A 12,342-nucleotide genomic window follows, 5' to 3' on the forward strand; every position below is an offset into this window, starting at 1 on the left:
AACATGGGGACAGACCTTCAGTTCTGTCCCCTCCGATCAAGAGATGACGCTCACCGAACTCAAGTACATCGTCGCGGTCGCGCGTGAGAAGCACTTCGGCCGCGCAGCCGAGGCTTGCTTCGTCTCGCAGCCGACGCTGTCCGTGGCGATCAAGAAGCTCGAGGACGAGCTGGAAGTGAAGCTGTTCGAGCGCAGCGCCAACGAGGTGTCGGTGACCCCGCTGGGCGAGGAGATCGTGCGGCAGGCGCAGAGCGTGCTGGAGCAGGCCGCCGCCATCAAGGAGATCGCCAAGCGCGGCAAGGACCCGCTGGCGGGGCCGCTGCGCCTGGGCGTGATCTACACGATCGGCCCCTACCTGTTGCCGGACCTGGTGCGCCAGGCCATCGCCCGCTCGCCGCAGATGCCGCTCATGCTGCAGGAGAACTTCACGGTCAAGCTGCTGGAGATGCTGCGCATGGGCGAGATCGACTGCGCGATCATGGCCGAGCCTTTTCCGGACACCGGCCTGGCGATCGCGCCGCTGTACGACGAGCCCTTTCTCGCGGCGGTGCCGACCACGCACCCGCTGGCGCAGCGCAAGACCATCACGGCCGAGGAACTCAAGCGCGAGACCATGCTGCTGCTCGGCACCGGCCACTGCTTCCGCGACCACGTGCTGGAGGTGTGTCCCGAGTTCGCGCGCTTCTCCAGCGATGCCGAGGGCATCCGCAAGAGCTTCGAGGGCTCGTCGCTGGAGACCATCAAGCACATGGTCGCAGCGGGCATGGGCGTGACGCTGGTGCCGCGGCTGTCCGTCCCCAAGGAGGCTTTCTCCGCCAAGCCCAGGCGCCGCAGCGACGACCAGGCCTTCGTCAAGTACATCCCCTTCGACGGCGACCCGCCCAGCCGCCGCGTCGTGCTCGCGTGGCGCCGCAGCTTCACGCGCTACGAGGCGATCGCGGCGCTGCGCAACGCCATCTACGCCTGCGAGTTGCCGGGCGTCAAGAGACTTTCATGAGAGAAGCCAGTACCACTCCGATCGAGAAACCCTACCAGCCCGGCATCTTCGAGGGCATCCCCGCCGTGGCGCGCTACGTGCTGTTCACCCTGGCCGATCCCTCCGTGGACGGCGCCGCCATCAAGGAGGCGCTCACGCGCCTGACGCCCCTGGTGGATGGCAGCGACGTCGTCGTGGGGCTCGGCCCCTCGCTGGTGAAGGCGCTCGGCGCGGACATCCCCGGCCTGCACGAGTATCCGGACTTCTCCCGCGGCGACCTGAAGATCCCCGTCACGCCGGGCACCTTGTGGTGCTGGTTGCGCGGATCCGACCTCGGCGACCTGCTGCAGGTCACGCGCAAGGTGCAGAAGGCGCTGGCGCCGGCGTTCAACGTGCGGCACGTCACCGATGCCTTCCGGCATGCGTGGAAGGAGGGCGGCCACGGCCGCGATCTCACGGGGTTCGAGGACGGCACGGAGAACCCGGAAGGCGAGGCCGCGGAGCAGGCCGCTTTCGCGCACGGACTCGGCGCGGGCCTGGACGGATCGAGCTACGTCGCCGTGCAGCAATGGGTGCACGACCTCGACGCGTTCGAGGCGCTGCAGGACGAGGCGCGCGATTTCCACATCGGCCGGCGCCTGGCGGACAACGAGGAGCTCGAGGACGCGCCGGAAGAAGCGCACGTCAAGCGCACGGCGCAGGAGAGCTTCGATCCCGAGGCGTTCCTGCTGCGCCGCTCCATGCCGTGGATGATGAGCATGCAGGCGGGGCTGATGTTCGTCGCGTTCGGCCAGTCCTTCCGGGCGTTCGAGCAGCAGATGCGCCGGATGACGGGGCACGACGACGGCATCGTGGATGCGATGTTCCGGATCTCCAAGCCTGTGAACGGCGCCTACTTCTGGTGTCCGCCGATGCGCGAGGGCCGGCTCGACCTGCGCCGCCTGGGGCTCGGCGTGGCATGACCGCGCTGGGGCTCGCTCCCTTGAGGTCGAAGGCCGGTCTCTACCTCGACCTGATCCGCTGGAACCGGCCCGCGGGCTGGCTGCTGCTGCTGTGGCCATCGCTCGCCGCGTTGTGGATCGCCGCTGGCGGCTTTCCGGGCTGGCATCTCGTCATCGTGTTCGTGCTGGGGACCATCCTGATGCGCAGCGCCGGCTGCTGCGTGAACGACGTGGCCGACCGCGAGTTCGACAAGCACGTGAAGCGAACGGCGCAGCGGCCCGTCACCACCGGTGCGGTGGGCGTGCGCGAAGCGTTGCTCCTCGGTGCGGTGCTCGCATTGCTCGCCTTCGGCCTGGTGCTCACGACCAATGCGGCGGCGATCGCGTGGTCGTTCGCGGCGCTGGCGATCGCCATCGCGTACCCGTACGCGAAGCGCTTCGTCTCGATGCCGCAGGCGGTGCTGGGCGTGGCGTTCAGCTTCGGCATTCCCATGGCCTTCGCCGCCGTGCAGGGTCGGGTTCCCCTGCTGGCGTGGGTGCTGCTGCTCGGCAACCTGTTCTGGGTGCTCGCCTACGACACCGAGTACGCCATGGTGGACCGCGACGACGACCTGCGCATCGGCATCAAGACTTCGGCCATCACGCTGGGCCACGCCGACGTGCCCGTGATCATGGCCTGCTACGCCGCGACGCTGCTGGTCTGGGCGGCCGTGATGGTGGGCCGCATTTCGAACATCATCATCGTGGTCACGCTCGCGGCCGCGGGCGCGCAGGCCGCCTGGCACTACACGCTGATCCGCGAGCGCACGCGCGAGGGCTGCTTCCGCGCCTTTCGCCTGAACCACTGGTTCGGCTTCACGGTGTTCGCCGGGACGGCGCTCGGCTATGCGCTGATGCATTGAGGCGGTGGGCCGCCTTGTTCACTTGCCGAATTCGTCGCCGAGTTCCGCGGCCCGTCGGCAGGCCGCGTGCAGCGCCCGTACGAAGGCCTCCTTCACGTGGTCCTGCTCCAGCGAGGTGAGCGCGGCGTAGGTCGTACCGCCCTTGGAAGTGACGCGTTCGCGCAGCAGCGCCAGCGGTTCGGTCGACGCGCGGGCCAGTTCGGACGCGCCCGCGAAGGTCGCGACGGCGAGCTGCCTCGACTGCTCCGGCGACAAGCCCATCTCGCCGCCTGCCTGGGTCATCGCTTCCAGGAAATAGAACACGTACGCCGGCCCCGAGCCGGAGAGCGCGGTGACCGCATCCAGGTGCTTTTCCTCGGCGACCCACAGCGACTCGCCGGTGGTCGCGATCACCTGCTCGACGCGCGTCTTGTCGGCGGCGCTCACGGCGGAGCGCGCGAACAGCGCCGTCATGCCCTTGCACACCAGCGCCGGCGTGTTGGGCATGGAGCGCACGATGCGCTCGGTGCCCAGCCAGGCCGCGATGCTGTCGGAGCGGATGCCCGCGGCCACGCTCAGGTGCAGCGCCTGTGCCACGTGCGGCTTCGCCTGCGCGGCGGCGTCCTTGAACGTCTGCGGCTTCACGGCCCAGACCACCAGTCCCGCGGAAGCGAGCGCAGCGCCCGCGTGCTCCATCGCAACCACGCCGAACTGCTGCTGCAGCCGCGCCCGTGCCTCGGCGAAGGGCTCCACCACCTGCACCTGTGCCGGTGCGAGCCCTTGCCGCAGCAGCCCGCCGATGATGGCGCTCGCCATGTTGCCGCCCCCGATGAAGGCGATGTCTTGCGTGTGGTTCATGCTGGTTCCAGGTATTCGAAGGCGGCGAACTGGGTGACCTGTGCCGAGCGGAAGTTGTCGTCGCTGACCACCACCAGGCTGCGCCGGCCGTTCGGTAGGCGCGGGCCCCAGCACATGCCCTCGGTATTGTCGAGGCGCGACAGGCCCAGCGTGGCGAAGTCCGCGACGAGCCGCTTCGCGCAAGGCCGGTACTCGCCCGCGCGCAGTTGCTCCTGCGCCAGCGTGTCGCTGCCGCCGGCCGTGTCGATCTCGTAGATGCGCAGCGACATGCCGTGGCCGAACACGTATGCGCGTTCGAGCACCAGCATGCGCTGCGCATCGATCATCAGGATCTCGCTGATGCCGTTTTCCGCCGGCATGCCGGGGGCGATCGAAGCGTGCGGCACGGCATCCGGCAGGTAGGCCACCTGCCGGACCGCGCGGCCGCTTGCGAGGTCGAAGGCCGTGATGCGGCACGGGCCCCCGGGGCGGCCCACGCCCGGCACGGGGCCATCCTGCTGCAAGGCGTTCTCCATCGCGACCCACGCGGTGTGCGCATCGGGCGTGAGCGCGAGCCCTTCGAAGGTGAGGTTGTCGCGCGGTCCCGTGCCGGCGGGCGCAGGCAACTGGAACATGGGCAGGCGCTCGAAGTCGCGCACATGTGTGCCGTCGAGGCGCGCCTCGCGCAGCATGGGGGGTTGGCCGGAGGCGTAGTCGCCTTCGCTGGTCCACAGCACGCCGCGTGCGCCGGGCAGCAGCCGCATGCCTTCGGGGTCGACGATTTCGCCACCGCTGCCGCGCGGGGGAAAGGGGTGGCCGGCGGCGTCGCGCAAGGTCACGACGTCCAGCAGTTCGACCCGCACGGCGCCTTCGCGCACGTCGATGTTCAAGGTGTAGAAGCGCGCGGGCTGCAGGGTGGAGCGGTCGTCGCTCAGCGACACCCACAGGCCGGTGGCCGGGTCGAAGTCGAGCGCCGACAAGCCGCCGACCGTCGTGCCCTTGAAGTCCATCCGATGCGGCAGGAAGGCTTCCCCGAGCAGCCGAAGCGACGCCGATGCGCGCGCGACGGGCTGCAGGGTGCGTTCGGCGCAGCCGACCGTGGCCAGCACCGACGCGGCGACGGCACCGCGCAGCAGCGCGCGGCGGGTGAGGAGGGGCGAAGGAGTGGCTTCACGCAGCATGGGCGCGCAGTCTAGCGCCCCATGCGGACCCGCTCAGCCCGGCGGCGCGGAGCGCAGCAAGACCGGCTTCCGGGCACCCGCGGCAAACGCTGCACTACAGTAGCGTCCATGAGCTACATCCTGGCCCTCGACCAGGGGACCACCAGTTCCCGCGCCATCGTCTTCGACCAGGAGGGCCGCGTCGTCTCGGCGGCGCAGCGCGAGTTCCGCCAGATCTTCCCGCAGCCCGGCTGGGTCGAGCACGATGCGCGCGAGATCTGGGCGACGCAGCACGCGGTGGCGCTCGAGGCGATGGAGCGCTCCGGCGCCGACGGCGCTGCGTTCGTGGGGCTGGGCATCACCAACCAGCGCGAAACCACGCTGCTGTGGGACCGGGCCACGGGGCATCCGATCGCCCATGCCATCGTCTGGCAGGACCGCCGCACCGCAGCGCGCTGCGATGCTTTGCGCAGGCAGGGGCACGCTGCGCGCATCCAGCAGAAGACGGGGTTGGTGATCGACGCGTACTTCGCCGGGACCAAGCTCGAATGGTTGCTCGACCATGTGCCCGGTGCCCGCGAGCGCGCCGAGCAGGGCGACCTGGCCTTCGGCACCATCGACAGCTGGCTGGTGTGGAACCTCACGGGCGGCCGCGTGCATGCGACCGACGCGAGCAATGCGTCGCGCACGCTGCTGTTCAACCTGCACACCCAGGACTGGGACGACGAGTTGCTCGCGCTGCTGCGCGTCCCGCGCGCCGTGCTGCCGGACGTCGTCCCCTCGAGCGGCGTGCTGGCCGAGACCGAGTCCTCGCTGTTCGGCGTGGCGCTGCCCATCGCCGGCATCGCGGGCGACCAGCAGGCCGCCACCTTCGGGCAGGCCTGCTTCGCGCCGGGCATGGCCAAGAACACCTACGGCACCGGCTGCTTCATGCTGATGAACACCGGCGACCGGCCGGTGCAGAGCCGCAACCGCCTGCTCACCACCGTGGGCTGGCAAGGGCCTCCGGGGCAGCATCGGGTGGCGTATTGCCTCGAAGGCAGCGTCTTCATGGCCGGTGCCACCGTGCAGTGGCTGCGCGACGGCCTGCAGGTCATCCAGTCGGCGCCGGAGGTGGAATCGCTCGCGGCCCAGGTCGACGACACCGGCGACGTGTACCTGGTGCCGGCGTTCGCGGGACTCGGCACGCCCGACTGGGATGGCTACGCACGCGGCACGCTGGTCGGCATGACGCGTGGCACCACGCGCGCCCACATCGCGCGGGCGGCCCTCGAGGCCATCGCCTTGCAGTCCGCTGACGTGTTCGCGGCGATGACGCGCGACGCCCGCATTCCGCTGAAGGAACTGCGCGTCGACGGCGGCGCCTCGCGCAACAATCTGCTGATGCAGATGCAGGCGGACTTCCTGGGCGTGCCGGTGGTGCGGCCGCAGGTGACGGAAACGACGGCCCTGGGCGCCGCCTACCTGGCGGGGCTCGCGACGGGGTTCTGGCGCGACGCGGACCAGATCTCCGCGCAATGGCAGGTGGACCGCCGCTTCGAGCCGCGGCTGGCCGAAGCGGAACGCCAGGCCAAGCTCGCGCGCTGGCGCGAAGCCGTCGAGCGCGCCAAGGGCTGGGCGCGGCCTTGAGCGGCAGCGACGGCATTCGCCCGGCCGCGACCCGGCGGGACGCGCTGCTCGACGCGCTGGCGCAGGGCGGCACCTGGGACCTGGTCGTCGTGGGCGGGGGCGCGACCGGGCTGGGCGTGGCGCTCGATGCGGCAGCGCGCGGGTTCTCGGTGGTGCTGCTGGAGTCGCTCGACTTCGCCAAGGGCACGTCCTCGCGCGCGACCAAGCTGGTGCACGGCGGCGTGCGCTACCTGGCGCAGGGCAACGTGGCGCTCGTGCGCGAAGCGCTGCGCGAGCGCACCACGCTGCTGAAGAACGCGCCGCACCTCGCCCAGCCCCTGGCCTTCGTCATGCCGGCGTACGGCTGGTGGCAGAAGCCGTTCTACGGCATCGGCTTGAAGATGTACGACGCGCTGGCCGGCTCGGCGGGGCTCGGGCCGACCGAGATCCTCGGCCGACGCGAGACCCTGGCCTGCCTGCCGACGGCGCGCCCGCAGGGCCTGCACGGCGGCGTCAGGTACTGGGACGGCCAGTTCGACGACGCGCGGCTCGCGATCGCGCTGGCGCGTACCGCCGCCGCGCGCGGCGCACTCGCCGTGAATTACTGTCCCGTCACCCGCTTGCTCCACGAGGGAGGCAAGGTGAGCGGCGTGGCGTGCCAGGACGCCGAAAGCGGCCGGGAGTTCACGCTGCGCGCGCGCTGCGTCGTCAATGCGACGGGCGTGTGGGTGGACGAACTGCGGCGCCAGGACGCCGGCGCGGCCGGCCGCGACGTGCAGCCCATGGTGGCGCCCAGCCAGGGCGTGCATGCGGTCGTCGACCGCGAGTTCCTGCCCGGCGACGACGCGCTCATGGTGCCGAAGACCTCGGACGGGCGCGTCCTGTTCGGCGTGCCCTGGATGGGCAAGGTGATCCTCGGCACCACCGACACGCCGCGTGCCGACCTGCCGCGCGAGCCGCGGCCGTTCCGCGCGGAGCTGGAGTTCATCCTGGGCGAGTCGGCGCGCTACCTGGTCCGGCCGCCGCGCCCCGAGGACATCCGCAGCCTCTGGGTCGGCCTGCGCCCGTTGGTGAAGCCCGAGGGCGAAGAAGGGGAGCGGACCCAGTCGCTGAGCCGCGAGCACACGGTGCTGGTGAGCCGGTCCGGGCTGGTCACGGTCACGGGCGGCAAGTGGACGACCTACCGTGCGATGGCGGAGGACGTGCTGGAGAAATGCTTCGACGCGCAACTGCTGCTGCGGCGTCCCGCAGGAGTGACCGCTGACTTGAGGGTGGTCGGCGCGCCCGAGGGCGGCGCCCGCACGCGCATCAGCGCACCGCCGGGACCGCATCTGTATGGAACGGAGGCCGGCGAGCTGGCCTCTCTTCCCGGCAGCGAACGCCACCTCGGCGGCGGCCTGACCGAGGCCATGGTCCGGTTCGCGGCGCGCCATGAATATGCGCGGACGGCGGAAGACGTGCTGGCCCGGCGTAGCCGCCTGCTGTTCACCGACGCCGCGCTCGCGGACTCGCTCGCCGCGGAAGTCGGGGGGCTGCTGAGGCAGGAGACCGGCGTCGATCCGCAGGTCGAGGCCTTCCGCGCGCTCGCCGCGAGCTACCTGCAGATGCCGGCCTGAGGGGCTCGCTGTAGGACCCGTTTGACAAGCGCCCGCGATCTGCCATAATCGCGGGCTCGCCTTTTCGAAGGCGGGAGTGCTATGGCAAATCCAGTCCGCTTCCCAGGAGGCGGATGTCGCCCATTCGAAGCCACGGGCATCCTTTCAACGGGGTCCGCGGCAACGGCGGGCCCAAGACTGCCCCGATGTCCTGCCGGATCGTCCTGCAGGGTGCGTTCGGGTCAAGTTGGGAACAAACGAAATGATCCAGACTGAATCTCGGCTCGAAGTCGCCGACAACACCGGCGCGAAGTCCGTTCTTTGCATCAAGGTGCTGGGCGGCTCCAAGCGTCGCTACGCCAGTGTTGGCGATGTCATCAAGGTGAGCATCAAGGAAGCTGCTCCGCGCGGTCGCGTCAAGAAGGGCGAGATCTACAGCGCGGTGGTGGTCCGCACCGCCAAGGGCATCCGCCGCGGCGATGGCTCCCTCATCAAGTTCGACGGCAATGCCGCCGTGCTGCTCAACAACAAGCTGGAGCCGATCGGCACCCGCATCTTCGGACCGGTCACGCGCGAACTGCGCACCGAGAAGTTCATGAAGATCGTGTCGCTGGCCCCGGAAGTCCTGTAAGGAACCCCCGCCATGAAGAAGATCCGCAAGGGTGACGAAGTCATCGTCCTGGCCGGCAAGGACAAGGGCAAGCGCGGCCGCGTCGTGCTGCGCAAGGACGACGAGCATCTCGTCGTCGAAGGCATCAACCTGGTGAAGAAGCACACCAAGCCGAATCCCATGAAGGGCGCAACCGGCGGCATCGTGGAAAAGGCCATGCCGATCCACCAGTCCAACGTGGCGATCTTCAATTCCGCCACCGGCAAGGCTGACCGCGTGGGCATCAAGCTCGACGGCGACTCGCGCAAGCGCGTGTTCAAGTCGTCCGGCGAAGAAATCAAGGTGGCCTGACATGACCGTGTCCCGTCTGCAAGAACACTACCGCACCAAGGTCGCTCCCGAGCTGACCGAGAAGTTCGGCTACAAGTCGCCGATGCAGGTGCCTCGCATCACCAAGATCACGCTGAACATGGGCGTGAGCGAGGCCGTCGCCGACAAGAAGGTGATGGAGAACGCCGTCGCCGACCTGACCAAGATCGCTGGCCAGAAGCCGGTCGTGACCAAGGCCAAGAAGGCCATCGCCGGCTTCAAGATCCGCGAAGGCCAGGCCATCGGCACGATGGTGACGCTGCGCGGCGCCCGCATGTACGAATTCCTGGACCGCTTCGTCACCGTGGCCCTGCCGCGCGTGCGCGACTTCCGCGGTGTCAGCGGCCGGGCCTTCGATGGCCGCGGCAACTACAACATCGGCGTCAAGGAACAGATCATCTTCCCGGAGATCGAGTACGACAAGGTCGACGCAGTGCGCGGCCTGAACATCTCGATCACCACGACGGCCAAGACCGACGAGGAGGCGAAGGCGCTCCTGGCTGGCTTCCGTTTCCCCTTCAAGCAATAAAGGTGCACCGTGGCTAAGACTGCTTTGATCCAGCGCGAACTCAAGCGCGACAAGCTGGTTGCCCAGTACGCGAAGAAGTACGCGGAACTGAAGACCATCGCCAACGATGCGAAGAAGAGCGACGACGAGCGCATGGCGGCCCGCCTGGCGCTGCAGCGGCTCCCGCGCAACGCCTATCCCACCCGCCAGCGCGAACGCTGCGAACTGACCGGCCGTCCCCGCGGGACCTTCCGCCAGTTCGGGCTCGCCCGTCACAAGATCCGCGAACTCGCGTTCGAAGGCTCGATCCCTGGCGTGACCAAGGCCAGCTGGTAAGCGGCGAGGAGACACAGATATGAGCATGAGTGATCCCATCTCCGACCTGCTGACGCGCATCCGCAACGCGCAGATGGTCTCCAAGGCAACCGTGTCGGTGCCCTCTTCCAAGGTGAAGGTGGCCATCGCCCAGGTGCTGAAGGACGAGGGTTACATCGATGGTTTCCAGGTGAAGACCGAAGGCAACAAGAGCGAGCTCGAAATTGCCCTCAAGTACTACGCCGGCCGTCCCGTGATCGAACGCATCGAGCGCGTGAGCCGTCCCGGCCTGCGCGTCTACAAGGGCCGCGACGCGATCCCCCAGGTCATGAACGGCCTCGGCGTCGCGATCGTCACCACCCCCAAGGGCGTGATGACGGACCGCAAGGCGCGCGCCACCGGCGTGGGCGGCGAAGTCCTCTGCTACGTCGCGTAAGGGAAGGATAGGAACATGTCCCGAGTCGGAAAATCGCCGGTCGCCGTCCCCCAGGGCGTCGACGTGGCCATCAAGGAAGACCAGATCAGCGTCAAGGGCGCGGGCGGCACGCTGCAGCTCGCCACGAACCGCTTGGTCAAGGTGAGCAACGAGAGTGGCAAGCTGACGTTCACTCCCGTCGACGAGTCCCGTGAAGCCAATGCCATGAGCGGCACCATGCGCCAGCTGGTGAACAACATGGTCCAGGGCGTCACCAAGGGCTTCGAGAAGAAGCTGAACCTGGTGGGCGTGGGCTTCCGCGCCGCTGCCCAGGGCAACAAGCTGAACCTCGCCATCGGTTTCTCACACCCCGTGAACATCGAGATGCCCCAGGGCATCACGGTGGCGACCCCCGCCCCGACGGAAATCGTCATCAAGGGTGCGGACCGCCAGCGCGTGGGCCAGATCGCCGCCGAGATCCGCGCCGTCCGCCCGCCCGAGCCCTACAAGGGCAAGGGCATCCGGTATTCGGACGAGACGGTCGTGATCAAAGAGACCAAGAAGAAGTAAGGAGCCGCACCATGAACTTGACCAAGAAGGAACAGCGTCTGCGCCGCGCGCGCCAGACCCGCATCCGCATTGCGACGCAAGGTGTGGCCCGCCTGACGGTGAACCGCACCAACCTGCACATCTACGCGAGCCTGATCTCCGACGACGGCTCCAAGGTGCTGGCCACGGCCTCCACCGTCGAAGCCGATGTGCGCAAGGAACTCGGTGGCGCCGGCAAGGGTGCCACCGTCGCCGCCGCCCAGAACGTCGGCAAGCGCATCGCCGAGAAGGCCAAGGCCGCCGGCGTCGAGAAGGTCGCGTTCGACCGCGCGGGCTTCGCCTATCACGGCCGCGTCAAGGCGCTGGCCGAGGCCGCCCGTGAAGCGGGCCTGCAGTTCTAACGGACACGGAAACTCGATATGGCAAAGATTCAAGCGAACAGGCAAGGTGACGGTCCGGAAGACGGCCTGCGCGAAAAGATGATCGCGGTGAACCGCGTGACCAAGGTGGTGAAGGGCGGCCGTATCCTCGGTTTCGCCGCGCTCACCGTGGTCGGCGACGGCGACGGCAAGGTCGGCATGGGCAAGGGCAAGTCGAAGGAAGTGCCCCTGGCCGTGCAGAAGGCGATGGAAGAAGCCCGCCGCAACATGACCAAGGTGACGTTGAAGAACGGCACCATCCATCACAACGTGTTCGGCCAGCATGGCGCCGCCCGCGTGATGATGGCTCCCGCCCCCAAGGGCACCGGCATCATCGCCGGCGGCCCGATGCGCGCCGTGTTCGAAGTGATGGGTATCACGGACATCGTGGCCAAGAGCCACGGTTCGACCAATCCCTACAACATGGTCCGCGCCACGTTCGACGCGCTGAAGAACGCCACCACCCCCGGTGATGTGGCGGCCAAGCGCGGCAAGTCGGTCGAAGAGATCTTCACCGCCTGAGGAGATACGCAATGGCCAAATCCGAACAGCAGAAGACCGTGAAGGTCCAGCTGGTACGCAGCCCGATCGGCACCAAGGAGTCGCACCGCGCGACCGTCCGCGGCCTGGGCCTGCGCAAGCTGAACTCCGTGAGCGAGATCGAAGACACGCCCGCGGTGCGCGGCATGATCAACAAGATCGATTACCTGGTGAAGGTGCTCTGATGGAACTCAATAGCATCAAGCCTGCCGAAGGCAGCAAGAAGGCGCGTCGCCGCGTCGGCCGCGGCATCGGCTCCGGCCTGGGCAAGACCGCCGGCCGTGGCCACAAGGGCCAGAAGTCCCGTGCGGGCGGCTACCACAAGGTCGGCTTCGAAGGCGGCCAGATGCCGCTGCAGCGCCGCCTGCCCAAGCGCGGCTTCAAGTCGCACAACCTGCAGTACAACGGCGAGATCACGCTGACGCAGCTCGAGCAGCTGGGTGCGGCGGAAGTCGACCTGCTCGCGCTCAAGCAAGCCAAGCTGGTGGCCCAGATCGTGAAGAACGTGAAGGTCATCAAGTCCGGCGAACTGAAGCGCGCGGTCAAGCTGACCGGCATCGGTGCCACCGCGGGTGCCAAGGCTGCCATCGAGGCGGCCGGCGGCTCCCTGGCCTAAAGG

17 protein-coding genes are annotated in these 12,342 nt (G+C 68.6%); 15 read left to right on the forward strand and 2 right to left on the reverse strand.

All coding sequences use genetic code 11. From position 1 onward, the window contains the following. Nucleotides 1-43 precede the first annotated feature (43 nt). From JJB11_RS07050 to ubiA, 3 genes are read left to right on the forward strand one after another with little or no spacing between them, the layout of a single operon-like run. Nucleotides 44-997, forward strand: a complete 954-nt coding sequence (locus JJB11_RS07050; RefSeq protein ID WP_201167658.1) for a LysR substrate-binding domain-containing protein — start codon at nt 44-46, stop codon at nt 995-997. Continuing rightward, nucleotides 994-1,938, forward strand: a complete 945-nt coding sequence (locus JJB11_RS07055) for a Dyp-type peroxidase (RefSeq protein ID WP_201167662.1) — start codon at nt 994-996, stop codon at nt 1,936-1,938. The genes JJB11_RS07050 and JJB11_RS07055 overlap by 4 nt, the downstream gene beginning before the upstream one ends. Beyond that, nucleotides 1,935-2,819, forward strand: a complete 885-nt coding sequence (gene ubiA, locus JJB11_RS07060) for a 4-hydroxybenzoate octaprenyltransferase (RefSeq protein ID WP_201167664.1) — start codon at nt 1,935-1,937, stop codon at nt 2,817-2,819. The genes JJB11_RS07055 and ubiA overlap by 4 nt, the downstream gene beginning before the upstream one ends. Nucleotides 2,820-2,837: 18 nt before the next feature. Here the strand turns inward: ubiA and proC are convergent, their stop codons facing one another. Beyond that, a complete protein-coding gene (gene proC, locus JJB11_RS07065; RefSeq protein ID WP_201167667.1) occupies nt 2,838-3,656 on the reverse strand; it encodes a pyrroline-5-carboxylate reductase in 819 nt (272 codons plus the stop codon). Next, on the reverse strand, nt 3,653-4,816 hold the full coding sequence (locus tag JJB11_RS07070; protein ID WP_201167670.1) for an esterase-like activity of phytase family protein: 1,164 nt from the start codon (nt 4,814-4,816) through the stop codon (nt 3,653-3,655). Before JJB11_RS07070 ends, proC begins: the two co-directional genes overlap by 4 nt. Nucleotides 4,817-4,924: 108 nt before the next feature. Here JJB11_RS07070 and glpK point away from each other — a divergent pair, with 108 nt between their 5' ends. The 12 genes from glpK (at nt 4,925) to rplO (ending at nt 12,339) form a co-directional block, all read left to right on the forward strand. Then, nucleotides 4,925-6,424, forward strand: coding sequence for a glycerol kinase GlpK (gene glpK, locus JJB11_RS07075; RefSeq protein WP_201964678.1), 1,500 nt, complete (start codon nt 4,925-4,927; stop codon nt 6,422-6,424). Then, nucleotides 6,421-8,019, forward strand: a complete 1,599-nt coding sequence (locus JJB11_RS07080; RefSeq protein ID WP_201964679.1) for a glycerol-3-phosphate dehydrogenase/oxidase — start codon at nt 6,421-6,423, stop codon at nt 8,017-8,019. Before glpK ends, JJB11_RS07080 begins: the two co-directional genes overlap by 4 nt. Nucleotides 8,020-8,260: 241 nt before the next feature. After that, nucleotides 8,261-8,629 carry a 50S ribosomal protein L14 gene (gene rplN, locus JJB11_RS07085; protein ID WP_193675928.1) on the forward strand — a complete coding sequence of 123 codons (369 nt, stop codon included), beginning with the start codon at nt 8,261-8,263 and terminating at the stop codon, nt 8,627-8,629. Nucleotides 8,630-8,641: 12 nt separating this feature from the next. Then, nucleotides 8,642-8,959: a 50S ribosomal protein L24 gene (rplX, locus tag JJB11_RS07090; protein ID WP_201167676.1), complete on the forward strand. Its 318-nt coding sequence runs from the start codon at nt 8,642-8,644 to the stop codon at nt 8,957-8,959. A 7-nt stretch (nt 8,960-8,966) separates the two neighbouring features. Further along, nucleotides 8,967-9,506, forward strand: a complete 540-nt coding sequence (gene rplE / locus JJB11_RS07095; protein ID WP_201169053.1) for a 50S ribosomal protein L5 — start codon at nt 8,967-8,969, stop codon at nt 9,504-9,506. Between the two features lie 9 nt (nt 9,507-9,515). Next, nucleotides 9,516-9,821 (forward strand): 30S ribosomal protein S14, encoded by a 306-nt coding sequence (gene rpsN / locus JJB11_RS07100; protein ID WP_201167678.1) that lies wholly within the window; start codon nt 9,516-9,518, stop codon nt 9,819-9,821. Nucleotides 9,822-9,840: 19 nt separating this feature from the next. Then, nucleotides 9,841-10,236 (forward strand): 30S ribosomal protein S8, encoded by a 396-nt coding sequence (gene rpsH, locus JJB11_RS07105; protein ID WP_201167680.1) that lies wholly within the window; start codon nt 9,841-9,843, stop codon nt 10,234-10,236. A 15-nt stretch (nt 10,237-10,251) separates the two neighbouring features. After that, nucleotides 10,252-10,785 carry a 50S ribosomal protein L6 gene (rplF, locus tag JJB11_RS07110; RefSeq protein WP_201167682.1) on the forward strand — a complete coding sequence of 178 codons (534 nt, stop codon included), beginning with the start codon at nt 10,252-10,254 and terminating at the stop codon, nt 10,783-10,785. Nucleotides 10,786-10,796: 11 nt separating this feature from the next. After that, nucleotides 10,797-11,165, forward strand: a complete 369-nt coding sequence (gene rplR, locus JJB11_RS07115; RefSeq protein WP_201167686.1) for a 50S ribosomal protein L18 — start codon at nt 10,797-10,799, stop codon at nt 11,163-11,165. Between the two features lie 18 nt (nt 11,166-11,183). Then, on the forward strand, nt 11,184-11,705 hold the full coding sequence (rpsE, locus tag JJB11_RS07120) for a 30S ribosomal protein S5 (protein WP_201167688.1): 522 nt from the start codon (nt 11,184-11,186) through the stop codon (nt 11,703-11,705). 11 nt (nt 11,706-11,716) lie between these two features. Beyond that, nucleotides 11,717-11,908 (forward strand): 50S ribosomal protein L30, encoded by a 192-nt coding sequence (rpmD, locus tag JJB11_RS07125; RefSeq protein ID WP_201167689.1) that lies wholly within the window; start codon nt 11,717-11,719, stop codon nt 11,906-11,908. Next, nucleotides 11,908-12,339: a 50S ribosomal protein L15 gene (rplO, locus tag JJB11_RS07130; protein ID WP_201167691.1), complete on the forward strand. Its 432-nt coding sequence runs from the start codon at nt 11,908-11,910 to the stop codon at nt 12,337-12,339. The genes rpmD and rplO overlap by 1 nt, the downstream gene beginning before the upstream one ends. Nucleotides 12,340-12,342 lie beyond the last annotated feature (3 nt).

This window comes from Ramlibacter ginsenosidimutans, from assembly GCF_016654015.1.
Classification (GTDB): domain Bacteria; phylum Pseudomonadota; class Gammaproteobacteria; order Burkholderiales; family Burkholderiaceae_C; genus Ramlibacter; species Ramlibacter ginsenosidimutans.